Below are 25,695 nucleotides of genomic sequence, written 5' to 3'. Positions count from 1 at the left end.
CCGCACGCGCATGACGACCAAGACCGCCTGGATCACCGGCGCCACCGCCGGCTTCGGCGCCGCCACCGTGGAACGGTTCGTGGCCGGCGGCTGGCGGGTGGTCGCCAGCGGACGCCGCGCCGAGCGCCTGCAGCAGCTGGTGGACCGGCACGGTGCCGACAAGGTGCACGCGACCGCCTTCGACATCCGCGACGAGGCCGCGCTGCACGCCGCCGTCGACGCGCTGCCGCCCGCCTTCGCGGGTGTCGACCTGCTGGTGAACAACGCCGGCCTCGCGCTGGGCACCGCGCCCGCGCAGCAGGCCGACCTGGCGCAGTGGAAGCAGATGATCGACACCAACGTCACCGCGCTGGCGACGATGACCCACGCGCTCCTGCCGAAGCTGATCGAGCGGCGCGGCGCCATCGTCAACATCAGCTCGATCTCCGGCAGCTACCCGTACCGCGGCGGCAACGTCTATGGCGGCACCAAGGCCTTCGTCACCCAGTTCTCGCAGAACCTGCGCGTGGACCTGCACGGCACCGGCGTGCGCGTCACGTCCATCGAGCCGGGCATGGCCGAGACCGAGTTCACCCTGGTGCGCACCGGCGGCGACCAGGCCGCGTCGGACCAGCTCTATGCCGGCGCCCAACCGATCGCCGCCGGCGACATCGCCGACACGATCTGGTGGATCGCCAACCTGCCGCCGCACCTCGACGTCACGCGCCTGGAAATCATGCCGGTGAGCCAGTCGGCGGCCGGGCTGCAGGTGCACCGCGGCTGATCCCGCACTACCGCCGGGGCGTCAGCCGCGGTGCACGTCGTGGGTGACGAACGGCTGCTCGGCCGGCGGCGCGGCGAACCATTGCGGATGCGCCAGGGTGTGCCGCATGTCGTCCAGGCCGCTGCGCCAGTGGCTCTTCATGCTGGACAGGCTGAACTCGTAGTCCTTGAAGTGCCCCTCGTAGGGCTTGTCCTGGTAGATCAGGTGGATCAGGTTGGTGCGCGAGCCGTTGGCCGCCGCCTCGGCGCAGCGCCAGGCCGGCCCGTCGCGCCGCTCCGGCGGCACCAGCGCCATCAGCGCATGCAGCAGGCGCTGCTGCTCGCGGCTCTGGCGCATGTACTCGGTCACCAGCCGGGTGCGGCTGGAGTACTGGATGTCCTTCACCCGCTCGGCCACGCCCGCCATGTCGCGCGGCAGTTCGCCGCGCGCGCTCCACAGGTCAACCTGCAGCACCAGCATGTCGCGGTGCGGCCGTTCGGTGAGCACCTGGTACAGCGGCGTGTTGGAAACCATGCCGCCGTCCCAGTAGAACTCGCCGTCGACCTCCACCGCGGGAAACCCGGGCGGCAAGGCGCCGGACGCCATGAAGTGCTCGGGCCGCAGCCGCTCCCTGCTGTTGTCGAAGTAGACGAAGTTGCCGGTGCGCACGTTCACCGCGCCCACCGACACGCGCATGCCGCGCGGATCGTTGATGCGATCGAAGTCCGCCAGGCGCTCCAGCGTGGCGCGCAGCGGTGCCGTGTCGTACCAGCTGGTGCTGGCGGGCCCGGCATGCGCCTGCAGCACCGGCGCCGGCACGCGCGGACGGAAGAAGCCCGACTGCCCCTCGACCAGCGTGCGCCACGCCGCCAACCCGCTGAGGCCGCTGCGCACCGCCATCGGCCAGGCCGTCTCGTCGAACCACGGCGGCGTGGGCACGGACGGCCACAGCGGCGACTGACAGATCGTGCGCCAGAACGTGTGCAGGCGTTCCACCCGCCGCTCCGGCGGGTTGCCGGCGACGATCGCCGCGTTGAGCGCGCCGATCGAGATGCCGGCCACCCAGCTCGGCCACAGCCCGGCCCCGGCCAGCGCCTCGACCACGCCGGCCTGGTACGCACCCAGCGCGCCGCCGCCCTGCAGCACCAGGGCCACGCTGCGGTAGTCGCGCGCCACCTGCCCGGCCAGCGACGGCGCCTGCGTAGGTTCGGCCATCGGCTTACTGCATGTACCAGCCGTGGCTGACCACGAAGCTCTGCCCGGTCAGCGCGGCGGACGGGAAGGTGGCGAGGTACAGCGCCGTCTGCGCGATGTCCTCGACCGTGGTGAACACGCCGTCCACGGTGTCCTTCAGCATCACGTTCTTGATCACGTCCGCCTCGCTGATGCCGAGCTCCTTGGCCTGCTCGGGGATCTGCTTCTCCACCAGGGGCGTGCGCACGAAGCCGGGGCAGATCACGTGCGAGCGCACATTGTGCGGCGCGCCCTCCTTCGCCAGCGTACGGGCCAGGCCGAGCAGACCGTGCTTGGCCGCCACGTAGGGCGCCTTGAGCTTCGACGCCTCGTGCGAGTGCACCGAACCCATGTAGATCACGATGCCGCCGCGGTCGCCCCGGTACATGTGGCGCAGCGCGGCGCGGGTGGTGAGGAAGCCGCCATCGAGATGGATCGCCAGCATCTTCTTCCAGTCGGCGTAGCTGAACTGGTCGATCGGATTGATGATCTGCACGCCGGCGTTGGAGATCAGGATGTCCAGCGCACCGAACGCGGCGACCACCTTGTCGGTGCCCGCGTCCACCGCGGCCTCGTCGGTGACGTCCATCGCGACGCCGATGGCCCGGCCGCCCGCGGCGTTGATCCCGGCCGCCGCCGCGTCGGCAGCCTGCTGGTTGATGTCGCAGATCGCGACCTTTGCGCCGTGCTGCGCGTACAGCTCCGCGATGGCCTTGCCGATGCCGCTGGCCGCGCCGGTGATCAGGGCCACCTTGCCGTCGAGACTGCTCATGCGGGTACTCCGTGAGGGGGAAGGACCGCACGCATTGTAGGCAACGCGTGTGACGGCACCATCAGGCCTTGGTGCAAGGCGGCTCGCTTCCTCTCCCCGCCCAGAGAGGAAGCAGCAGGCGTCAGCCCTCTTCGGCGAGGTAGGTGTAGGCGGTCAGGCCACCATCGAGCGCCCGGTACAGGGACTCCGCCGCCTCGCCGGTGACGCCCGCGGCGGCGATGCGCTCGCGGTAGCTGGCGCGCAGCGCGGCGAGGTCGTAGCCCACGTAGTCGAGCATCAGGTCGGTGGTGTCGCCACGGCGCTTGTGCGCGAACACGTAGCCGCCGCCGTCCACGCGCACGTTCACCGCGTCGGTGTCGCCGAACAGGTTGTGGATGTCGCCCAGCGTTTCCTGGTAGGCGCCGACCATGAAGATGCCGAGCCGGTAGCTCTCGCCCTCGCGCAGCGCGTGCAGCGGCAGGCTCACGTCGACGCCCTCGGCGTCGACGTAATCGTCGATGCGACCGTCGGAATCGCAGGTGAGGTCGACGATCACGCCGCGACGTGTGGGTTCCTCGTGCAGCCGCGCGATCGGCGCGATCGGGAAGATCTGGTCGATCGCCCAGATGTCCGGCACCGACTCGAACACCGAGAAGTTGACGAAGTACTTGTCCACCAGCTTCTCGTCCAGTTCGTCCAGCGCGGCGCGATGCGAGCGCTCGCCCGGCAGCAGGCGCGCACGCACCGCGTTGGCGATCGCGTAGTACATCTCGTCCAGTCGCGCGCGGTCGGCCAGCGCCAGCTGGCCCAGCGCGTACAGCGCCTGGCCTTCGGCGAGGTGGTGCTGGGCCTCGTGGAACAGCTCCAGCGCGGGGCGCTGGTCGAGTTCCGCGTGCACCTCGCGCAGGCGGCGCAGCACCGCCGGCTCGTCGGCGTCCGGCGCGGGAATCGCGCCCTGCGGCACCTCTTCCACCTCGCTCACGTTGACCACCAGCACCGCGTGGTGCGCGGTCATCGCACGGCCGGCCTCGGTCAGGATGTGCGGCGCCTTCAGGCCCTCCGCCTCCACCGCCTCGGCCAGCGACTGCACGATGGTGGCGGCGTACTGCTCGATCGAATAGTTGATCGAGTTGTGGCTGCGCGAGCGCGAGCCCTCGTAGTCCACGCCGAGGCCGCCGCCCACGTCCACGGTTTCCAGCGGCACGCCCATGCGGCTGAGCTCGACGAAGTAGCGCGTGGCCTCGCGCATGCCGTTGGCGATGTCGCGCACGTTGGAGATCTGCGAGCCCATGTGGAAGTGCTGCAGCTTCAGCGTGTGCTTGAGGCCGGCCTGCTCCAGCCGCTCGACCAGGACGAGCACCTGCGCCGGCGACAGCCCGAACTTGCCCTTGTCGCCGCCGGTGTTCTGCCACTTGCCGGCGCCGATCGAGGCGAGGCGCACGCGCACGCCGAGCAGCGGCTCCACGCCCAGCGCCTTGGCCTCGGCGACCACGTGGTCCAGCTCGGACAGCTTCTCGATCACGATATGCACGCGCAGGCCGAGCTTGCGCCCGATCAGCGCGAGGCGGATGTATTCGCGGTCCTTGTAGCCGTTGCAGATCACGATCGAGCCGGGCCGCGCCATCGCCAGCACCGCCATCAGTTCCGGTTTCGAACCGGCTTCCAGGCCGAAACCTTCCGCGCCGGCGGCCACCAGCTCGCCGGCCACGCCGCGCTGCTGGTTCACCTTGATCGGGTAGATGGCCGTATAGCCGGCCGCATAGTTCCATTCGCCGATGGCTTTCGCGAACGCGGCCTGCAGCCGCGCCAGGCGATCGGCGAGGATGTCCGGGAAGCGCACCAGCAGCGGCAGCCGCAGGCCCTCGGCGCGGGCGCGCTCGACGATGCCCGGCAGCGACAGCGCCGGGCCGCGCGCGCCATGCGGGCGTATCGTGATCCCGCCGCTCTCGTCGACGTCGACGTAGCCGTCGCCCCAGTGGGCCACGGCGTAGGTGTGGCGCGCATCGGCCACGGTCCAGGGCTTCGACATGAAGCGTCTCCCTTGCGGAAAGCCTGTCGTCGCAGCGGCGGAGCCTTGACGCGGAAAAGCACGAAGGGCCGGAAGCCTCGCACGCCGCGGGGCCGTTCGCACCAGCCGGCCCAGCGGCCGGAACCGCCATTGTAACGGCCCCGGCCGCCGGCCCAAACCCCACCCGTCACCGGTCGGCTACAATGGCCGGCCGAACATTCCGCTTGCCCCCAGGAACACCCATGTCGCAGCAGATCAGCTGGTTCACCGAGGCCCACCAGGCCTCCGGCTCCTCCATCGGCTTCCGCACCGAGCAGCTGCTGCATGCGGAGAAGACCCCGTTCCAGACCATCGAGATCCACCAGACCACCGACTGGGGCAAGCTGATGGTGATCGACGGCTGCGTGATGCTGACCAGCCGCGACAACTTCCTCTACCACGAGATGATGACGCACCCGGCGCTGTTCACCCACGCGCGCGCCAAGCGCGTGGTGATCATCGGCGGGGGCGACTGCGGCACGCTGCGCGAGGTGCTCAAGCACGAGGAAGTCGAGCACGCGGTGCAGGTGGAGATCGACGAGCGCGTGACGCGCCTCGCCGAACAGTACTTCCCCGAGCTGTGCGAGTCCAACCACGACCCGCGCGCGGAGCTGCTGTTCATCGACGGCATCAAGTACATGGCCGAGGCCGAGCCGGACTCGCTGGACCTGATCATCGTGGATTCCACCGATCCGGTCGGCCCCGCCGAAGGCCTGTTCAACGCCGCGTTCTACGCCAGCTGCCACAAGGCGCTGCGCCACGGCGGCCTGCTGGTGCAGCAGAGCGAATCGCCGCTGGCGCATCTCGAACTCATCAAGTCGATGCGTTCGGCCATGCGCACGGCGGGCTTCAGCGCGGTGAAGACGCTGCCGTTCCCGCAGCCCTGCTACCCCACCGGCTGGTGGAGCTGCACCATGGCGCGCAAGGGTGGCGACCTCTCGGGCTTCCGCGAGCGCGGCGCGTCCGCCAAGAACTTCCCCACGAAGTACTACAACGCCGAGATCCACAAGGCCGCACTGGCCCAGCCGGAATTCATGCGCGAAGCTTTTGGCGAATAAGCCAAAAGCTTCAAACGGACATGGTACGGATCGCCAAAGCGTGATTTGGAGCAAGCGCGCTCTGGTGGTGCCCCAGGTTCACCTCGGGCCAGCAGTTCCGCCCCTCAGAACATCTTCGCCCGCACCTTGGGCAGCAGCACCAGGGCCAGCGTCACCAGCGGCCCGAACAGCAGCGACAGCAGGAACCAGAGCAAGCCGCTGCGGTTCTTGCCCTGGGCCAGGCCCGCGTTGATCAGCGCCAGCGTGCCCCAGCCGGCGAACCACGGCGCGCCGTCGGCAAAGCTCGAAAAATGATTCACGGCATACCCTCCCGCCCCTGTGGTGTGCAGCGCGCCGGGCGCGCGAGCGTCCGGCCATCCTAGCAACCCGCCCGCACACGCACCCGCTGCGGCGGCATCCGGCTCAGACATCGTTCAGAGCATCCTCAAGGGGTGGCCGCTAAGCTGGCGACTCCGTGATCGCTGGAGCACCTCATGCGTGGATGGCACCGTCTCGCCCTCGCCGGCGCCCTGTCGCTGCTCGCCCTGCCCGCGGCGGCCGTCACGAAGCACTCGGCCGCCATTACGCCGCCCGTCGCCGACAGCAACACCCGCGAGCAGGCACTGCAGTCGTTCCAGCGCGACCTGGTCAGCGTGCTGGCGCTGCGCGCCACCGCGCAGCCGCTGCTGGGCGCGGCGCTGCTGGCCCGCCCGCTGCCGCGCCAGCCGAAGACCGGCAGTTTCCACGCGCTGATCAGCCGCGCCGCCGCGGCGGCCGACGCCGGCCCCGCCGTGCAGTGGCTGCGCCTCGCCGACTGCGACACCAGGGCCGACGCCTGTCCCAACGCCGGTGCGCTGCGCAAGCTGGAGCAGCAGGCGCCGGACAACGCCGCGGTATGGCTGCTCCAGCTGGGCCTGGACACCCGCGACATGAAATCCGACCCAGCGCGCGCGGACCTGGCCAAGGCCGCCGCCGCCAAATCGTACGACGACTACACCGGCAGCAGCCTCGCCGCGCTGGCCGGCGTGGTCGATGCGTTGCCCCCGCCGCCGGCCACGCAGGGCGCGGCCGGCCCGCTCGGCGTGCAGGCGCTGATCGTGCTGGGCAACGCCCGGATGCAGCCGCGGCCCGCGCTGCCGGGAGTGGCCAGGCTGTGCGAGAACGCGGGCGACGACGCCGCGATCAAGGCCGACTGCCTCAAGCTCGGCAAGCTGCTCGAATGGGGCTCCAGCCCGCTGGCGCGCTCGCTTGGCCTGCACCTGCGCGAAGTCCTCGGCGACGCCGCCGCACAGGCGGACGCGCGCCAGCAACGCCGCGACCTGGTCTGGCAGGTGCAGAACTACTCGCAGCTGGCGTTGCGCGCGCAGGACGACGCCACGCTGGCGCAGCAGCTGCTGGCGGCCGCGAAGCAGGGCGGTACCGAGATGAGCCAGATGATCGCGGTGCTGCGCGCCAGCGGGATCTCGACCACCGCGCCCGGCAGCTGGCAGCCGCCGCCGGCGGACGGCGGCCAATCCGCCCCGGCGCCGGCGCACTCCCCATGACCGCCCGCACCGGTTAGGCTTGGGCCACCTTTCGCGGCAAGGGTGCACCCATGGTCACGACACTGGTGGCGAGCAGCAAGGGCGGCTGCGGCAAGAGCACGCTGGCGACGCAACTGGCCTCGCACTGGGCCCAGGCGGGGCAGCACACCGCGATCGTGGACGCCGATCACCAGGGCTCCAGCTATCGCTGGGCCAGCCGCCGCCCCGAGCATGTGCCCGGCGTGCTGGGGCTGGAAGGCGGCCGCAAGGCGCTGCAGCGGGTGCCGCCGGACACGCAGCAACTGCTGATCGATACCGCGGCCGGTTCCGGCGAACGCGAGCTCGAACCCTTCATCGAGCAGGCCGACGTGCTGCTGGTGCCGGTGCTGCCGTCCAGCTTCGACCTCGACGCCACGATGCACTTCCTCGGCGAGCTGCAGGCGATCCGGCGCATCAGGAGCGGCAAGCTGCCGGTGGCGCTGGTGGCGAACCGGCTCAAGCCCTGGACCCGCGCCAGCCAGGATGCGGTGGAACAGCTCGCCGCCACCTCGCAGTTTCCCGTCGTCGCCCAGCTGCGCGACAGCCAGGCCTACGTGCTGCTCGCCGCACTGGGCAAGGGCATCTTCGACTACCAGTCCGAGCAGGTGCGCAGCCACCAGCAGGACTGGAAGCCGCTGCTGCGCTGGATCAAGCGGCAGGCCGCCTGAGCCTGCCGCCCACCCTTCACCGGAGCCCTCCATGCACGAACTGATCCTGCTGCGCCACGCCGAAGCCCTGCCCGCCGACGACAGCGGCGACGACCACCAGCGCCCGCTCAGCGAACACGGCCGGCGCGAGGCGCAAGACGCCGGTGCGTGGCTGGCCCGGCACGGCGCGCGGCCGCTGCGCGCGCTGTGCTCGCCCGCGCGCCGCGCCGAGGAAACCGCACAGCTGGCGCTGGCCGCGCTTGCCGATCCGCCGCCGCTGCAGCAGGCCGGCGAGATCTACGACGCGACGCCCGGCGAACTGCTCGCACTGCTCGACCAGCACGCCGACGCCGGCACCGTGCTGCTGGTGGGCCACAACCCCGGCATCGAACGGCTGGTGGCGCTGCTGGTGGAAGGCCGCTCCGACGAGTTCCGCGGCATGCCGCCGGCGGGGCTCGCGGTGCTGCACCTCGGCGGCCCGCTGGAACCGGCCAGCGCGCGGCTGGACGCGTTCTGGTCGCCCTGATCCGCACCGCGATCGCCGCACCGCGGCGATCGAACAAAACTCCCCGGGTCCTGTCTCAACGCGCCCCGGGGCACGAAGCCTCGCCCACTGCATCGTTCATGTCGTCCCGCCGGCTATTGCTCCCCGTCCTGCTGCTCACCGCACTGCTGCAAGGCTGCACGCTGAGCCGCGCCCAGATCCGCGAAGCCGGCGCCATCGTCGCCGCCAGCCCCGGCCGTGCGGACACCTGCCAGCAGGCCGACCGCTGCGCCGCACCCTCGCCCCTGCTGGCCGCCGCGCAGCAGGCGCTGGCCGATTCCACGCCCGGCCACCCGATCAACACCGTGACCCTGCTCGACGACAGCGAGGCCGCGCTGGCGGCACGCATCAGCCTGATCCGCGCCGCGCAGCACAGCATCGACGTGCAGACCTACATCTGGGACGAGGACGACATCGGCCAGCTGGTGCTCAACGAGCTGGTGCAGGCCGCGCGGCGCGGGGTGCAGGTGCACATCCTGGCCGACCAGCTGTTCTCCTTCGGCGACCTCGGCCTGCTCGACCGCCTCGCGCGGGTCAGCCCCAACCTCCAGGTGAAGCTGTACAACCCCACCTTCCGCGACGCGCAGACGCCGCCGCTGGAATTCGCCGCCGGCATCCTGTGCTGTTTCATGAAGTTCAACCAGCGCATGCACAACAAGCTGCTGCTGGTGGACGACACCATCGGCATCACCGGCGGGCGCAACTATCAGAACCGCTACTTCAACTGGGACCCCGACTTCGACTACCTCGACCGCGACGTGATGGCCGGCGGCCCGGTGGGGCGCGAGATGGCCGACAGCTTCGCGCTGTTCTGGAACCACAAGCGCTCGGTGCCGCTGATCCGCCTGCGCGACGTCAACCGGCGCATCCGCAGCGACAAGACCCCGCCCGGCTGGCCCGCGCCGCACTACACCGACCCGGCACGGGTGGCGCGCGCCCAGGCCGAGGCGGAGGACCCCGACTGGCTCGCCGCGTGGATCGGCGACGACACCCTGCGCGTGAGCCAGGTGAACTACTTCAGCGACCTGCCGGCCAAGACCGACGAGCCGACCAAGCGCAGCGCCCGCGAACTCACCGCGCACCTGATGCGCATGGTCGCCGACGCGAAACACGAGGTGGTGCTGCAGACGCCCTACCTGGTGCTGAGCAAGCGTGCGCAGGACATCTTCAAGCGCCTGCACAAGGAGACTCCGCCGCCGCGCATCGTCGTCTCCACCAACTCGCTCGCCGCCACCGACGCGTTCGCGGTGTACGGGCTGTCCTACAAGCACCGCCGCCGCTACCTCACCGAATACGGTTTCCAGATCCACGAGCTGAAGCCGCACGCCGACAGCGCCGCCGAGGCGTTCGAGGAGGCGAACGAGGCGCAGGACGACCGCCCCGCGGGCCGCTCCGTCGCGCAGGCGGGCGGGAAAGGGCGACGCTTTCCCGGCAACGAACGTCGCCCCGGCGTATTCGGCAGCCACGGCGACCGCTACCGCCCCGCGCCGCTGCGCAGCACCGGCCGCCGCTACAGCCTGCACGCCAAGTCGATGGTGGTGGACGACCGCTTCGCCATGGTCGGCTCGCACAACTTCGACCCGCGCTCCGACCACTACAACACCGAGGCCGGCGTGATCGTCTACGACCCGCGCTTCGCCGGCGAGGTGCGCGCGTCGATCCTCGAGGACACGCTGCCGCAGAACGCGTGGACCATTGCCCGGCGCGAACCCACCATTCCCGTCCTCGGCGCCATCAGCCAGGCGATCGGCAACGTCTCCTCGCACCTGCCGCTGTTCGACCTGTGGCCGTTCCGCTACGCCACCAGCTACGAGATCAGGCCCGGCTGCGCGCCGCTCGCGCCCGACGACCCGAAGTTCCACGAGTGCTACGTCCCGGTGGGCGACTTCCCCGACGTGGCGATCTCGCCGAAGCTGATCTACACGCGGCTGATCACCGCGTTCGGGGCGGGAGTGAAGGGCATCCTGTGATCGCGCGCCCCGGCTCCCGCCGGGGGTTCAAGCCGCCGTCACGGCGCCTGCGCCACCCGGCCGTCGCCGCTGGTGAAGCGCATCGGCAGGTCCCCGCTGAAGCCGTCGGGATGGTCGGCCGGCACCGCGAAGCGCCAGCCGCGCACGGTAGCCAGCGCGTGCGCATCGAGCACCGGGTCGCCGCTGGACTCGGCCAGCGCGGCATCGATGACGCGGCCGCCGCCGTCGATGGCGAGGTGCAGCAGCACGCGGCCGCGCAGGTGGCCTTCCATCCGCGACCACGACACCGGCGCCGCCGGCATGGCCACCGGCACCAGCTCGGGCGGCGGGGCGGCTTCGTCGGCCCGGGCGTTGGCCATCACGGGCGGCAGCGCGCGATGCACCACGACGGGATCGGAGAGCAGCCGGCGCACGGCCACGCGTCCGTGCGGCCGTGCGCCGGCGTGGCGCGCGGCCGGCACGAAACCCGCCACGCGCTCGCTGGGGCCGGCCCAGCCGGTGTTGAAGCCGCTGAGCCACTGCGTGCCGGCAATGCCGACGGCCAGCGCAAGCAGGCTCAGGGTAGTGGTGGTGCGCAGGCGGAACATGGCGTCCTTTATGCACCCGCACGGGCGAATCGCGGCTGAAGCGGCGGGCCGCTCACCGCTCCAGGATCGCGGTGACGCCCATGCCGCCGGCGGTGCAGATCGAGATCAGGCCGCGGCCCGAGCCCTTCTGCTCCAGCAGCTTCGCCAGCGTGGCGACGATGCGCGCACCGGTGGCGGCGAACGGGTGGCCGACGGCGAGGCTGGAGCCGTGCACGTTGAGTTTCGCCGGGTCGATCGCGCCCAGCGGCGCGTCCAGGCCCAGCCGGTTCCGGCAGTAGTCGGCCGATTCCCAGGCGCGCAGCGTGCACAGCACCTGGGCGGCGAAGGCCTCGTGGATCTCGTAGTAGTCGAAGTCCTGCAGGGTGAGGCCGTTGCGCTTCAGCAGGCGCGGCACCGCCACGGTGGGCGCCATCAGCAGGCCCTCGCCGTGCACGAAGTCCACCGCGGCCACCTCCGCGTCGCGGAACCAGGCCTGCACCTTGAGGCCATGCCGCGCGGCCCAGTCCCCGCTGGCCAGCAGCACGGCGGCGGCGCCGTCGGAGAGCCCGGTGGAATTGCCCGCGGTGAGCGTGCCCTTGCCCGAGCTCTTGTCGAACGCGGGCTTCAGCGTGGCGAGTTTCTCCATGCTGGTGTCGGGGCGCAGGAAGCCGTCGCGCTTGATGCCGCGGAACGGCACCACCAGGTCCTCGAAGAAGCCGGCCTCGTAGGCGGCGGCGAGCTTGCGGTGGCTGGCCAGCGCCAGTTCGTCCTGCGCCTCGCGGCCGATGTGCCACTGCTTCGCCATCAACTCGCAGTGGTCGCCCATCGACTTGCCGGTGCGCGGCTCGGCCACGCCGGGAAAGGAGGGCCGGAGCTCCTTCAGCGAGAAGCGGTGCAGCGCGATCTTCAGCTTGTCCTGCAGGGTCTTCGCGCGGTTGATCGCCAGCAGGCGCTTGCGCAGGCGGGTGCCGTAGACGATCGGCACGTCGCTGGTGGTGTCCGAACCGGCGGCGATGCCGGCCTCGATCTGGCCGCAGGCGATCTTGTTCGCCACGAGGATCGCGTTGTCCAGCGAGGTGCCGCAGGCGCGCGCGGTGGTGATGCCCGGCGTGGTGGGCGCCAGGCCCGAGGAAAGCAGCGCCTCGCGCGCCAGGTTCCAGTCCGCGGCGTGCTTGATCACCGCGCCCAGCGCCACCTCGCCCAGCTCCACGCCGTGCAGGCCGTAGCGCTCGACCAGCGCACCCAGCACCTTCACCGACATGCCGAAATTGCCTACGTCCGCGTAGGTGGTGTTGTTGCGACAGAACGGAATCCGCACACCGCCGATCACGCCCACGCGCCGTTGCATCTGTTCCATGTCCGCGACGATCCAATGTGGAGGAAACCTCGAAGCACCGTCCTCCGGGCGGTGCTTCGAGTCAGCGAACCCGGCGCATGTCCGGACCCGCTTCCGTCGACCGGGCACCTGCCTGCCCGGTCGCGTGCAGCACATTCCTGTGCCGCTTGCACTGCGTGCAAGGCTAACCCGCCCCGCCACGGCGCGAAAGCGCAGCGGCACGCGCAGGTGACGCTTCGTTCACCGGGCGCCTTGGACGGCGCTTGCTAGAATGGCGGTTCCCCCTCCCGGATCGCCCGTCGTGGAAGCCTCCCCGCTGATCGCCCTGCCCATCGTGCTCGCGCTGGAACCGGTGGCCGGTGCCGCGCCGCGTGCCACCTTCAGCCGCGACGAGGCGGACGAACTGGCCGCGCTGGTCGCCGCCGACCTGCACACGCTACTGCCGCAGGTGGCGCAGGCGCGGCTGGCGCTGGCGGGCGCGCTGTTCGACCCCGTCGAGCTGCTGCGCCCCGGCTTCCCGGTATGGGCCACGCTGGACGAGCTGGGCCGCCGCGTGCCGCGCGCCAGCGTGGAGCAGGTGGTGGCGCTCGGCAGCCACGAGGGCCGCATGCCGGCACAGCCGCTGGAGCCCGCGCCGCAGTTCGCCGGCGGCCCGATGCGCCTGCTGCCGATGTCGCTGCTGGCGCCGGAAACGCTGGCGGAAGAGCTCGCCGAACAGGTCGAGGTGCAGCTGGTCGGCCGCGGCGAGGCCGGCGCGCGCACCGCCGACTGGCTGATGCGCACGCTGGACGTGCAGCTGGAGCACGCACGCTACCTCAGCCGCAACGACATGATGGCGCTCACCTGCGTGCAGTACGAGCACGTCAACCTCGCACCGCTGTGGAGCCTGCTGGAAACCGCCCTGCTCACGCCGTACCGCAGCGAGGAGGTGCTCAGCACCCGCGGTCTCGCACTGCGCTACGAAGGCGGCCGGGTGCTGGCGCAGTCGCCCGCCGCGTGGCTGGCCGCCCAGGGGAGCGACGCGACGGAACGCGCGCACGGCTTCGCCGGCATCGTGTTCGAGCTGCGCCAGTACGCTGCGCTGCTGGACGCGCACGCGCTGCCGCTGCGCCTGCAGTCGGCGCCGGACGACGAGGGCGAGGCCGGCTGGCTGCTGGAGCCGCTGGCCACGGCCGACCCGGCCGGCGATACGCCGCAGCTCTACGCGCACGAGGCACCCGGCCTCGGCGTGGTGGCGGTCACCGTGGCGCAGCGCGGCGAGGGCGGCCGTGCGCGCGTGCTCGCCCACGGCTATCCGCTGCAACCGCAGGGGCTGGGGCCGCTGCTGGCCGCGCTCGCCACGCGCTACGGCAGCGCCGCCGAACTGCAGGCGCCGGGCCGCATCGTGCTGGACGAGCACGGCCGGCTCGCCGCACCCGCGGTGCCGCTGCACTAGGCAGCCCGCATCCCTCGGCGCGAAAGGCCGCTTGCACGAATCGTTCACACAGCGGCCCGTGCAAACCGGTGGCCGGCGGGCGCATGATGCGCTGGACGGGTCGGCAACCGGTCTGTGCAGGCGGCAACGATGTCCACGGCAGTGCAGTCCACCGATAGCGATCGACCCGCTTCCGCAGCTTCGCTGGAGCTGGCCGGCCACGTGCTGCAGGGCGCGCCGGCGCTGATCGCCTACATCGACGGCGAGCTGTGCTTCCGCTTCGTCAACGACACCCATCGCCGCTGGTTCGGCGTCGACCCCGCGCAACTCGTCGGCCGGCGCGTGGGCGAGGCGCTGGACGTGCAGAGCTACCTCGGCGCCCGCGCCGCGCTGCTCCAGGCGCTGGGCGGCCAGCCGACGCATTACGAGGGCGAGCTGGCCTGCGGCAAGTCGCACCGCTACGTGCACGGGCATTTCCAGCCGGATCACGATGCCGCCGGCGGCGTGCGCGGCGTCATCGCCGTGTTCACCGACATCACCGAGCGGCACGCGCTGGAACTGCAGCTGCGCGAGAGCGAGCAGCGCTTCTTCCAGGCGTTCCAGCACGCCGCGATCGGCATGGCGCTGATCCACCCGGACGGCCAGTTCATGCGCGTCAACGACGCGCTGTGCGCGATGCTCGGCTACGCCGACGCGGAGCTGCTCGCACGCAACTGGCGCGACATCACCCACCCGGACGACCTCGCCGCCAGCGAGGCGCTGGCGCGCCAGCTGGTCGACGGCAGCCGCGAGGCCTACCGCACCGAGAAGCGCTACCTGCATCGCGACGGCCACGCCGTGCACGTGCAGCTCAGCGTGTCGCAGGTGCGCAACGAGGCCGGCCGGCTGCGCTACGTGGTCACCCAGGTGCAGGACATCAGCCAGCGGCGGCACTTCGAGGACACGCTGCTGCGCGAACGCCAGCTCGCCGAAGCCACGCTCAGCTCGATCGGCGACGCCGTGCTCACCACCGATCCCGGCCTGCACGTGACCTCGCTCAACCCGATCGCCGAGGCAATGACCGGCTGGAGCGCCAGCGAGGCGAAGGGCCGGCGCATGGACGAGGTGTTCCGGCTGCGCGACGCCGACAGCGGCGCGGAGGTGGAGAACCCGCTGCGCGAGGCGATCCGCCGCAACGCGATCGTGAACCTCTCCGGCAGGGTGGTGCTGGCCCACCGCAACGGCTTCGAGACCCCGATCGAGGACTCCGCCGCGCCGATCCACGACCTGGCCGGCAATGTGATCGGCGGGGTGCTGGTCTGCCACGACGTCAGCGAGAACCGCACGCTGGCGCTGAAGATGATCCACCTCACCCAGCACGACACGCTGACCGGCCTGCCCAACCGCAGCCTGCTGCCGGTGCGCATCGAGCAGGCCGTGCACCGGGCCGCCCTGCACGACCGCCGCTGCGCGCTGCTGTACCTGGACATGGACCATTTCCGCCGCATCAACGAGGCGCTCGGCTACGAGGGCGGCGACCAGGTGATGCAGGCAGTGGCGCAGGGCCTGCGCGAGACGCTGCGCGAGGACGACACGCTGTACCGCTACAACGGCGACGAGTTCGTGCTGCTGCTGCCGCGCCTGGACGAACCCTGCGAAGCCACCGTGCTGGCCGAGCGGCTGCTGCGCCGGTGCGCGCGCATCGCGCTGCCCGGCGCGCCGTCGCTGCAGGTGGGCGCCAGCATCGGCATCAGCGTGTTCCCCGACGACGCGAGCGGCGCCGACGCGCTGCTGCGCCACGCGGGCACCGCGATGTACGAGGCGAAGGTGGCCGGCCGCGGCGGCTGGCGCCGCTACACCGCCGCGATGAGCGAGCGCGCCGCCACGCTGCGCAACATCGAGCAGTCGCTGCGCGACGCGCTGGCGCACGAGGCGCTGGCGCTGCACTACCAGCCGATGGTGGACGCGCACAGCGGCCGCGTCGTCGGCGTCGAGGCGCTGCTGCGCTGGCAGGTCGACGGCCACGACGTGTTCGTGCCGGACCAGTTCATCCCGGTGGCCGAGGACAGCGGCCTGATCGCCGAGCTCGGCGAGTGGGTGCTGCGCCAGGCCTGCATGCAGTCGCGGCGGTGGCGGCAGCGCCGGCAGGCGATACCGATCTCGGTGAACGTGTCGCCACTGCAGTTCCGCCACGAGCATTTCTTCGCCCGGCTCGATGCGCTGATGGGTGCCCACGGCGTCGGCCACGGCGAGCTTGAGCTGGAGCTCACCGAACGCACGATGATGGCCGGCGGCGACGCCACCACCCGGTTGCTGCAGCGCATCCGCCAGCGCGGCGTGCGGCTGTCGCTGGACGACTTCGGCACCGGCTACTGCAGCCTGTCCTACCTCAAGCACTTCCCGGTCGACACGCTGAAGATCGACCGCAGCTTCGTGCACGACGTGGTCACCGACGCCGACACCGCGGCGATCACCCGCGCGATCGTCGCGATGGCGCGCAGCCTCGGCAAGACGGTGATCGCCGAGGGCGTGGAGACCGCCGCGCAGGCCGACTTCCTGCGCGATGCCGGCTGCACCCTGCTGCAGGGCTTCCACTACGGCGCAGCGATGCCCGCGGCGGAACTCGAACAGCGGCTGGGCGCGCCGGCGGCCTGATCAGAGCACCTGCTCGTACATCGCGTAGTGGCTGGGACGCATGCCCAGCCCGGCGTAGGTCTGCTGCGCGCGCCGGTTGTCCGCCTCCACGTACAGCCGCAGGCTCGCCGCGTGCGCGGCGCGGGCACGCCGCGCCACCTCGTCGTAGAGCGCGCGGAACACGCCGCCGCGGCGCGCTTCCGGCACCACGTACACGCTCTGGATCCACCAGTAGTCGCCGTTGCGCCAGTCGCTCCACTCGTAGGTGACCAGCAGCCCGCCCACCGCCGCGCCCTCGCGTTCGGCAACGAGATAGAGGCCGCGCTGCGGCTGCTCGAACACGCCGCGCACGCCGCGCTCCAGCGTCGCCGGGTCGAGCTCCAGGCCTTCAGTCTCACGCGCCATCGCCAGGTTCCAGGCGCACAGCGCGGGGACGTCGGCCCCGGTGGCGGGACGGATCGACAGCGTCATGTTCGGTGCTTCCGGCAGGAGTGGGGCGCCCATCGTAGCGCGCGCCGCCTTCACGTCCGGCCGGGTAAGGTCGATCGGGCATCGACGCGCGTCGATGCGATCCCGGCGATCCGGCCGCGACGGCCCCATCGCACCGAGCTGCAGGAAAACCGGCCTTGAACATCGGCAAACTTCCCGACCTGCTGCGGCTGCGCCGCCTGCGCGCGTTCCGCCGCTGGCGCGCCGCGCGGCGTGCGCGGCGCGAGCCGGAGCCGGCGCTGCGCGCGGAGCTGCTCAGCACCGAGCAGATGGAGCGCCACGGCCGCACGCTGGCCGCGCAGCACCGGCTCAGCCCGCGCCGCCACGCCGACCTGCTGCTGGCGCGGCTGGCCGACAACGAGGCGGTGCTGATCCACGCCTGCGAGCGGCTAACCCCCGCCACGCGCCAGGGCCGCGGCGTCACGCCCGCGGGCGAATGGCTGCTGGACAACTTCTACCTGGTCGAGGAACAGGTGCGCCTCGCCCGCCGCCACCTGCCCAAGGGCTACAGCCGCGAACTGCCGCGCCTCGCGCACGGGCCGTCGGCCGGGCTGCCGCGCGTGTACGACATCGCGCAGGAGGTGATCGCGCACGGCGACGGCCGCGTCGACATCGCGGGCCTGCGCCGCTTCGTCAACGCCTACCAGACGGTGGCGCCGCTGCAGCTGGGCGAGCTGTGGGCGATCCCGATCATGCTGCGGCTGGCGCTGATCGAGAACCTGCGCCGCGTCGCCGCGAGGGTGATCGCCGACTGGCGCGACCGCGGCACGGCCGCGGGCTGGGCCGACCGCCTCACCGCCGCCGCCGAGCGCGACCCCGCCGACGTGGTGCTGGTGGTGGCCGACATGGCGCGCGCCAGGCCGCCGATGAGCGGGCCATTCGTGGCCGAGCTGTCGCGCCGGCTGCAGGGCCAGGGCCCGGCGCTGGCGCTGCCGCTGGGCTGGATCGAGCAGCGCCTCGCGCAGTCCGGCCTCAGCGTGGAGCACCTGGTGCAGCTGGAGGCGCAGCAGCAGGCGGCGAACCAGGTGTCGATCGGCAACAGCATCGGCAGCCTGCGCGCGCTGTCGGCGATCGACTGGCGCGCCTTCGTCGAGCACACCAGCCTGGTCGAGCGCACGCTGCGGCAGGATCCCGCGGGCGTCTACGCGGCGATGGACTTCGCCACCCGCGACGACTACCGCCACGCGGTGGAACAGCTGGCGCGCCGGCACCGGCTGGACGAACGCGCGGTGGCGGCAGCCGCGATCGCGCTGTGCCGCCGCGCCGTCGACGACGACGCGCCGGCGCTGCAGCGCCATGCCGGCCACTGGCTGATCGCCGCGGGCCGGCCCGCGCTGGAACGGGCGCTGGGCGTGCGCGCGCCGCTCGGCGAACGGCTGCGCCGGCAGTTCGACCGCGCGCCGCTGCCGATCTACCTGGGATTGCTGGCCGTACTCACGGCAGCGTTCGTGCAGCCGCTGCTGGTCGCGGTGGCGCACGACGGCTTTCCGCTGTGGGCACTGCTCGTGGTCGCCCTGCCCGCCGTGCTGGTGGCCAGCCAGCTGGCGCTGAGCCTGCTCAACTGGCTGGCCACGCTGAGCCTGCGTCCGAAGCGCCTGCCGCGGATGGACTACGCCGACGGCATTCCCGCCGAGGCGCGCACGCTGGTGGCGATTCCCTGCCTGATCGGCGACGCGCACGACGTGGAGGCGCTGGTCGAGGCGCTCGAGGTGCGCTTCCTCGGCAACCGCGACGAGCGCCTGCACTTCGCCCTGCTCACCGATTTCGCCGACGCCGACACGGAGACCCTGCCCGGCGACGACGCGCTGCTGCGACTGGCGCGGCTGCGCATCGAGGCGCTCAATGAGCGCCACGCCGAGGCCGGCGACGACCGTTTCTTCCTGCTGCACCGGCCGCGCCGCTGGAACGCGGGCGAGCGCCGCTGGATGGGCCGCGAACGCAAGCGCGGCAAGCTTGCCGACCTCAACGCGATCCTGCGCGGCCAGGGTGCGGGGCGCTTCCGGCTGGTCGTCGGCGACCTCGCCGCGCTGCCGCCGGTGCGCTACGTGATCACGCTGGACACCGACACCCAGCTGCCGCGCGACGCCGCCGCGCAGTTCGTGGGCACGCTGGACCACCCGCTCAACCGCCCGCACTACGACCCGCGCAAGGGCTGCGTCACCCGCGGCCACGGCATCCTGCAGCCGCGCGTGGGGATCAGCCTGCCCAGCACCGCGCGTTCGCGCTACGCGCGGCTGTTCGGCAGCGACGCCGGCATCGACCCGTACACGCGCATGGTCTCGGACGTGTACCAGGACGTGTTCGGCGAAGGCTCGTTCATCGGCAAGGGCATCTACGACATCGACGCGTTCGAGGCCGCGCTGGACGAGCGCTTCCCCGACAGCCGCATCCTCAGCCACGACCTGATCGAGGGCTGCCACGCGCGCTCCGCCCTGCTCAGCGACGTGCAGCTGTACGAGGAGCATCCCGCACGCTACCAGGACGACGTGCAGCGTCGGCACCGCTGGATCCGCGGCGACTGGCAACTGCTGCCCTGGCTGCTGCCGTGGGCGCCTGCCGCGAACGGACGCTGGCGGCGCAACGCGCTCAGCGCCCTGTCGCGCTGGAAGATCCTCGACAACCTGCGCCGCAGCCTGGTGCCCGCCGCGCTGCTGGCGCTGCTCGCGCTGGGCTGGCTGGCGCTGGCGCCGGTGCTGTCGTGGACGCTGGCGGTGCTGGCGATGGTGCTGGTGCCGCCGCTGCTGTCGGCGCTGCTGGAACTGGTGCAGAAGCCGCGCGACGTGCAGCTCGACCAGCACCTGCGCGCGGCGTCCGTCGCCGCCGGCCAGCACCTCGGCCGCATCGCGCTGCATCTCGCTTGGCTGCCGCACGAGGCGCTGTACAGCCTGGACGCGGTCCTGCGCACGCTGTGGCGCATGGCGGTGAGCCGTCGCCACCTGCTGCAGTGGCGCAGCTCCGCGGAAGTGGCGCGCGCCAGCCGCCACACGCCGGGAGCGCTGTGGCGGCTGCTGTGGATCGCGCCGTACCTCGCGGTGGCGCTGGGCGCGCTGCTGCTCGCGGAACGGCCCGCCGCCCTGCCGGCCGCCGCGCCGCTGCTGCTGCTGTGGCTGGCCGCGCCCTCGCTCGCCTGGTGGATCGGCCTGCCGCGACGCGCGCGCACCGCCGCGCCGAACGCCGCGCAGCGGCAGTTCCTGCGCCAGCTCGCGCGCAGGACCTGGGCGTTCTTCGAGGCCGAGGCGGACGCCGGGCACCACTGGCTGCCGCCGGACAACGTGCAGGAGCAGCCGGTGGCGGCGGTCGCCGATCGCACCTCACCCACCAACATCGGGCTGGCGCTGCTGGCGAACCTCGCCGCGCACGATTTCGGCTGGCTGGGCACCGGACGCCTGCTGGAGCGCAGTGCGCGCACGCTGGACACGCTGCAGTCGCTGCCGCGCCACCGCGGCCACTGGTACAACTGGTACGACACGCGCAGCCTGCAGCCGCTGCCGCCGCTGTACGTGTCGGCGGTGGACAGCGGCAACCTCGCCGGCCACCTGCTCACCCTGCGCCCCGGCCTGCTCGAACTGGTCAACGAGCCGGTGTTCCGCGACGCCGCGCTGCGCGGCCTGCGCGACGGCTGGCGCGTGCTGCAGGCGGCGTGGCCGCAGGGCGACGTCGCCGCCGCGCCGCTGCGCGAGCTGGACGCCGCGCTGGCCGCGCCGCCCGCCACCACCGGCGCCGCGCTGGCCGTGCTCGAACGCCAGCTCGGCCACGCGCTGGCGCTGGCGCCGCCCGGGGACGACGAGGCCGCGTTCTGGCTCGCCCGGCTGCAGGCGCAGTGCCGCGAGCTGCGCGACGAGACGCAGGCGTTCCACCTCGACCCGCCGGCGGACGACGACGGCGGCTTCCGCGGCATCCCCAGCCTGCGCCAGCTCGCCCGCATCGAGCCGCTGTGCTGGCCGGGCACGGCTCGCGCCGAGCAGCGCCGCGAGCAGGCGCGCGAGCGCATCGCGTACATCGAGCAGCTGGCGCAGCAGGCCGCCGCGCTGGCGCAGATGGACTGGCGCTTCCTGTACGACGGCGCGCGCGACCTGCTGGCGATCGGCTACAACGTGGACGAACGCCGGCTCGACGGCGGCTACTACGACCTGCTCGCTTCCGAGGCGCGACTGGCCAGCTTCGTGGCGATCGCGCAGGGCCAGCTGCCGCAGGACAACTGGTTCGCGCTGGGCCGCCTGCTCGCCACCAGCGACGGCGAGCCGGTGCTGCTGTCGTGGACCGGCTCGATGTTCGAGTACCTGATGCCCGCGCTGGTGATGCCCGGCTACGAGGGCAGCCTGCTCGACCAGAGCTGCCGCGCCGCGGTGGCGCGGCAGATCGACTACGGCCGCCGGCTCGACCTGCCGTGGGGCGTGTCCGAGTCCGGCTACAACGCGTTCGACGCCCACCTCAACTACCAGTACCGCGCGTTCGGTGTGCCGGGGCTGGGGCTGAAGCGCGGGCTGGGCGACGACGTGGTGATCGCGCCCTACGCCAGCATGCTGGCGGCGATGGTGGCGCCCGCCGCCGCCGCGCGGAACCTGCAGCAGCTCGCCGCGCGCGGCCTGGCCGGCCGCTACGGCCTGTACGAGGCGCTGGACTGCACGCCGGCGCGGTTGCCGCGCGGCGCGGACAGCGTGGTGGTGCGCTCGTTCATGGCGCACCACCAAGGCATGGGCCTGCTGGCGCTGGACCACGCGCTGCTCGGCCAGCCGATGCAGCGCCGCTTCCTGGCCGACCCGCAGTTCCGCGCCACCAGCCTGCTGCTGCAGGAGCGCGTGCCGCGCACCGCGGCGGAATACCTGCACGCCACCGGCTTCCCCGAGCTGGCCGAGGGCCAGCGCACCACCGAGGCGCGGCTGCGCGTGTTCATCGACCCCGACCGCCCGCGTCCGCCGGTGCAGCTGCTGTCCAACGGCCGCTACCACGTGATGGTGTCCGGCGCGGGCGGCGGCTACAGCCGCTGCCGCGAGCTGGCGGTGACGCGCTGGCGCGAGGACGCCGTCCGCGACCACTGGGGCATGTTCGGCTACCTGCGCGACGTGGCCAGCGGCGCGTACTGGTCGGTGGCGCACCAGCCGGTGTGCCGCAAGACCGAGCTGTACGAGGCGATCTTCTCCGACGCCCGTGCCGAGTTCCGCGTGCGCGAGCGCGACTTCGACGCGCACACCGAGATCGTGGTGTCGCCCGAGGACGACATCGAGCTGCGCCGCACCCGCCTCACCAACCGTGGCCGCACGCGCCGCACGATCGAGCTGACCACCTACGCCGAGGTGGTGCTGGCGCCGCCCGTGGCCGACGCGCTGCACCCCGCATTCGGCAAGCTGTTCGTGCAGACCGAACTGCTGCCCGAGCTGCAGGCCATCGTGTGCAGCCGCCGGCCGCGCGCCACCGCCGAGGCGGTGCCGTGGCTGTGCCACCTGCTGGCGGTGCACGGCGCCGACGTGGCGGCGATCTCCTACGAGACCGACCGCGCGCGCTTCCTCGGCCGCGGCCGCGAACCGGCGCGACCGCTGGCGATGGAGCAGGAGGCGCTCTCCGGCAGCGCCGGCGCGGTGCTCGACCCGGTCGTCGCGATCCGCGTGCGCATCGCGCTGGAGCCCGAGCAGTCGGCCACGCTGGACGTGGTCACCGGCCTCGCCGACAGCCGCGAGGCCTGCCTGCGGCTGATCGGCAAGTACCGCGACCGCCACCTTGCCGACCGCGTGTTCGACCTGGCCTGGACGCACAGCCAGGTGCTGCTGCGCCAGCTCAACGCCAGCCTCGCCGAGGCGCAGCTGTACGAGCACATGGCCACCGCGCTGCTCTACCCCAACGCCGCGCTGCGCGCGGACAGCGGCACGCTGGCGGCGAACCGCCGCGGCCAGCCCGGGCTGTGGGGCCAGGGCGTGTCCGGCGACCTGCCGATCGTGCTGCTCGGCATCGCCGACATCGCGCGCATCGAGCTGGTGCGCCAGCTGCTGCAGGCGCACGCGTACTGGCGGCTGAAGGGGCTGGCGGTGGACCTGGTGATCTGGAACGAGGACCGCGCCGGCTACCGCCAGGAGCTGCACGACGCGATCCTGGGCCTGATCTCCTCGGGCAGCGAGGCGGCCCTGCTCGACCGCCCCGGCGGCATCGTCGTGCGCGCCGCGCAGCCGCTGTCCGGCGAAGACCGGCTGGTGATGCTGGCCGCCGCGCGCATCGTGCTGGCCGACCACCGCGGCAACCTCGCCGAGCAGGTGCAGCGCCGCCGGGTGGAACCCACGCTGCCGCCGCCGGTGCCGGAGTGGGTGCGGCGCGGCGCACCGGCCACGCCACCCGCGGCCGCCGCGCCGCCGGCGCCCCCGGGCCGTTTCGCCGCGGACGGCCGCGAGTACCTCATCGTGCTCGACCCCGGCCAGCCCACGCCCGCGCCGTGGGCGAACGTGCTGGCAAACCCGCGCTTCGGCACGGTCATCTCCGAGAGCGGCAGCGCCTGCACCTGGAGCGAGAACGCGCACGAGTTCCGCCTCACGCCCTGGCACAACGACCCGGTGGGCGACGGCGGCGGCGAGGCGCTGTACCTGCGCGACGAGGACAGCGGCCGCTACTGGTCGCCCACCCCGCTGCCGTGCCGCGGCAGCGGCCGCTACGTCACGCGCCACGGCTTCGGCTACAGCGTGTTCGAGCACGCGGAGGACGGCATCCGCTCGGAGCTCACCGTGTACGTGGCGGTGGACGCGCCGGTGAAGTTCTTCCTGCTCAGGCTGCGCAACGACTCCGGCCGCGCGCGCCGGCTGTCGCTCACCGCCTGCGTGGAATGGCTGCTCGGCGACCTGCGCGAGAAGTGCGCGATGCACGTGGTTACCGAGCCGGAACCGCGCAGCGGCGCGCTGCTCGCGCGCAACGCGTACAACGCCGAGTTCCCCGGCCGGGCGGCGTTCCTCGACATGGACGCCGCCGAGCGCAGCTGCAGCGGCGACCGCGGCGAGTTCATCGGCCGCAACGGCAGCCTCGCCGCGCCTGCTGCGCTGGGCCGCGCGCAGCTCTCCGGCCGGCTGGGCGCGGGGCTGGACCCCTGCGGCGCGCTGCAGGGCAGGCTGGCGCTGGGCGACGGCGAGGAGCGCACGCTCGCGGTGCGCCTCGGCGCCGGTCACGACGCCGCGGACGCCGCCGCGCTGGCGCAACGCTTCCGCGGCAGCGCGGCGGCGCTGGAGGCGCTGGAACGGGTGCACGCGCAATGGGAACGCATCCTCGGCGCGGTGCAGGTGCGCACGCCCGAGCCCATGCTCGACGTGCTCGCCAACGGCTGGCTGCCCTACCAGGCGCTGGCCTGCCGGCTGTGGGCGCGCAGCGGCTACTACCAGAGCGGCGGCGCGTTCGGCTTCCGCGACCAGCTGCAGGATTCGATGGCGCTGCTGCACGCCGCGCCGGAACTGGCACGCGCCCAGCTGCTGCTGTGCGCCGCGCACCAGTTCCCCGAGGGCGACGTGCAGCACTGGTGGCATCCGCCGCAGGACCGCGGCGTGCGCACGCGCTGCTCCGACGATTTCCTCTGGCTGCCGCTGGCCGCCGCGCGCTACGCGCTGGCCACCGGCGACCACGCGGTGCTCGACGAAACCGTCGGCTACATCGAGGGCCGCGCGCTGCACGCCGACGAGGAGTCCTGGTACGACCTGCCGCAGCACTCGCCGCTGGCCGAGCCGCTGTACCGGCACTGCGTGCGCGCGATCGAGCACGGCCTCGCCCAGCGCGGCCCGCGCGGCCTGCCGCTGATCGGCAGCGGCGACTGGAACGACGGCATGAACCGCGTGGGCGAGCGCGGCATCGGCGAAAGCGTGTGGCTGGGCTGGTTCGAATGCGCGGTGCTGGCGGACTTCGCCGAAGTCGCCGCGCTGCGCGGCGACGCCGATTTCGCCGAGCGCTGCAGCAGCGAAATCGCCACGCTGCGCGCGGCGCTGGAACGCCACGCCTGGGACGGCGCCTGGTACCGCCGCGCCTGGTTCGACGACGGCACGCCGCTGGGCTCCGCCGCCAACGCGGAGTGCCGCATCGACTCCATCGCGCAGAGCTGGTCGGTGCTGAGCGGCGCCGGCGAACCCGCACGCCAGCGCCAGGCGATGGAGGCGCTGGACCGGCACCTGGTGCGCCGCGAGGCCGGCCTGGTGCAACTGCTCGACCCACCGTTCGACAAGTCGGCGCTCGACCCCGGCTACATCAAGGGCTACCTGCCCGGCGTGCGCGAGAACGGCGGCCAGTACACCCACGCCGCGGTCTGGGCGGCGATGGCCTTCGCCAGGCTGGGCGACGCCGCGCGCGCCTGGGAACTGGCGCGCATGATCGCGCCCACCCGCCGCGGCGAGGATGCCGCCGCGATCGAGACCTACAAGGTGGAACCCTACGTGGTCTGCGCCGATATCTACGCGGTGCCGCCGCACACCGGCCGCGGCGGCTGGAGCTGGTACACCGGCTCCGCCGGCTGGCTGTACCGGCTGCTGGTCGAATCGCTGCTCGGCCTGCGCCTCGAAGCGGGCACGCTGCGCCTCGCGCCGCTGCTGCCGCCGGAATGGGACGGCTTCGAACTGGACTACCGCCATCGCGGCACGCTCTACCGCATCCATGTGCGGCAATGCGATGCCGGCATGGAAGGCAGCGTGCGGCTGGACGGTGTGCCGCAGGCGGACGGCGGCATTCCGCTGCATGACGACGGCGTGGAGCATCGGGCCGAGGTCGAGCGTCCGCGGTTGGGGTAACCATTGCGG

General features: G+C 72.5%; 16 protein-coding genes. 9 read left to right on the top strand and 7 right to left on the bottom strand.

The window, feature by feature from the left end; genetic code table 11:
• Positions 1-10 precede the first annotated feature (10 nt).
• Entirely contained in the window at positions 11-763 is a 753-nt protein-coding gene (locus ACQGNW_RS04935) for an SDR family NAD(P)-dependent oxidoreductase (RefSeq protein WP_426662004.1), read from the top strand.
• A 21-nt stretch (positions 764-784) separates the two neighbouring features.
• Here ACQGNW_RS04935 and ACQGNW_RS04930 read toward each other — a convergent pair whose 3' ends face one another.
• From ACQGNW_RS04930 to speA, 3 genes are all read right to left on the bottom strand, one after another.
• Positions 785-1,957: a DUF3734 domain-containing protein gene (locus tag ACQGNW_RS04930; protein WP_426662003.1), complete on the bottom strand. Its 1,173-nt coding sequence runs from the start codon at positions 1,955-1,957 to the stop codon at positions 785-787.
• Positions 1,958-1,961: 4 nt separating this feature from the next.
• Positions 1,962-2,747: a 3-hydroxybutyrate dehydrogenase gene (locus tag ACQGNW_RS04925; protein ID WP_426662002.1), complete on the bottom strand. Its 786-nt coding sequence runs from the start codon at positions 2,745-2,747 to the stop codon at positions 1,962-1,964.
• A gap of 121 nt (positions 2,748-2,868) precedes the next feature.
• Complete coding sequence (speA, locus tag ACQGNW_RS04920; RefSeq protein WP_426662001.1) at positions 2,869-4,755, bottom strand: arginine decarboxylase; 1,887 nt, start codon at positions 4,753-4,755, stop codon at positions 2,869-2,871.
• Positions 4,756-4,976: 221 nt separating this feature from the next.
• On the opposite strand from speA, the gene speE reads away from it, so the two are divergent.
• Positions 4,977-5,831 (top strand): polyamine aminopropyltransferase, encoded by an 855-nt coding sequence (speE, locus tag ACQGNW_RS04915; protein WP_426662000.1) that lies wholly within the window; start codon positions 4,977-4,979, stop codon positions 5,829-5,831.
• A 104-nt stretch (positions 5,832-5,935) separates the two neighbouring features.
• On the opposite strand, the gene ACQGNW_RS04910 is transcribed toward speE, so the two are convergent.
• A complete protein-coding gene (locus ACQGNW_RS04910) occupies positions 5,936-6,130 on the bottom strand; it encodes an antitermination protein NusB (RefSeq protein ID WP_426661999.1) in 195 nt (64 codons plus the stop codon).
• A gap of 174 nt (positions 6,131-6,304) precedes the next feature.
• On the opposite strand from ACQGNW_RS04910, the gene ACQGNW_RS04905 reads away from it, so the two are divergent.
• The 4 genes from ACQGNW_RS04905 to ACQGNW_RS04890 all read left to right on the top strand — a co-directional run bounded on the left by ACQGNW_RS04905 (position 6,305) and on the right by ACQGNW_RS04890 (position 10,533).
• Positions 6,305-7,354, top strand: a complete 1,050-nt coding sequence (locus tag ACQGNW_RS04905; RefSeq protein WP_426661998.1) for a hypothetical protein — start codon at positions 6,305-6,307, stop codon at positions 7,352-7,354.
• Positions 7,355-7,404: 50 nt separating this feature from the next.
• Complete coding sequence (locus ACQGNW_RS04900; protein ID WP_426661997.1) at positions 7,405-8,040, top strand: nucleotide-binding protein; 636 nt, start codon at positions 7,405-7,407, stop codon at positions 8,038-8,040.
• Between the two features lie 31 nt (positions 8,041-8,071).
• Entirely contained in the window at positions 8,072-8,545 is a 474-nt protein-coding gene (locus ACQGNW_RS04895; protein ID WP_426661996.1) for a SixA phosphatase family protein, read from the top strand.
• A 98-nt stretch (positions 8,546-8,643) separates the two neighbouring features.
• Positions 8,644-10,533, top strand: coding sequence for a phospholipase D-like domain-containing protein (locus ACQGNW_RS04890; protein WP_426661995.1), 1,890 nt, complete (start codon positions 8,644-8,646; stop codon positions 10,531-10,533).
• A 38-nt stretch (positions 10,534-10,571) separates the two neighbouring features.
• Here ACQGNW_RS04890 and ACQGNW_RS04885 read toward each other — a convergent pair whose 3' ends face one another.
• Positions 10,572-11,120, bottom strand: coding sequence for an energy transducer TonB family protein (locus tag ACQGNW_RS04885; RefSeq protein WP_426661994.1), 549 nt, complete (start codon positions 11,118-11,120; stop codon positions 10,572-10,574).
• A 52-nt stretch (positions 11,121-11,172) separates the two neighbouring features.
• Positions 11,173-12,456, bottom strand: coding sequence for an acetyl-CoA C-acetyltransferase (locus ACQGNW_RS04880; RefSeq protein WP_426661993.1), 1,284 nt, complete (start codon positions 12,454-12,456; stop codon positions 11,173-11,175).
• A 280-nt stretch (positions 12,457-12,736) separates the two neighbouring features.
• On the opposite strand from ACQGNW_RS04880, the gene ACQGNW_RS04875 reads away from it, so the two are divergent.
• On the top strand, positions 12,737-13,870 hold the full coding sequence (locus ACQGNW_RS04875) for a hypothetical protein (RefSeq protein ID WP_426661992.1): 1,134 nt from the start codon (positions 12,737-12,739) through the stop codon (positions 13,868-13,870).
• A gap of 129 nt (positions 13,871-13,999) precedes the next feature.
• Positions 14,000-16,483, top strand: coding sequence for a sensor domain-containing protein (locus ACQGNW_RS04870; protein WP_426661991.1), 2,484 nt, complete (start codon positions 14,000-14,002; stop codon positions 16,481-16,483).
• Here ACQGNW_RS04870 and ACQGNW_RS04865 read toward each other — a convergent pair whose 3' ends face one another.
• Positions 16,484-16,933 carry a GNAT family N-acetyltransferase gene (locus ACQGNW_RS04865; RefSeq protein WP_426661990.1) on the bottom strand — a complete coding sequence of 150 codons (450 nt, stop codon included), beginning with the start codon at positions 16,931-16,933 and terminating at the stop codon, positions 16,484-16,486.
• A 155-nt stretch (positions 16,934-17,088) separates the two neighbouring features.
• Between ACQGNW_RS04865 and ACQGNW_RS04860 the strand changes: the two genes are divergently transcribed.
• Positions 17,089-25,686, top strand: coding sequence for a glycoside hydrolase family 94 protein (locus tag ACQGNW_RS04860; RefSeq protein ID WP_426661989.1), 8,598 nt, complete (start codon positions 17,089-17,091; stop codon positions 25,684-25,686).
• Positions 25,687-25,695: the final 9 nt, after the last annotated feature.

The organism is Rhodanobacter aciditrophus, assembly GCF_050026795.1.
In the GTDB taxonomy this organism is placed as follows: domain Bacteria; phylum Pseudomonadota; class Gammaproteobacteria; order Xanthomonadales; family Rhodanobacteraceae; genus Rhodanobacter_A.
This window is presented reverse-complemented; position numbering and strand designations above follow the sequence as displayed.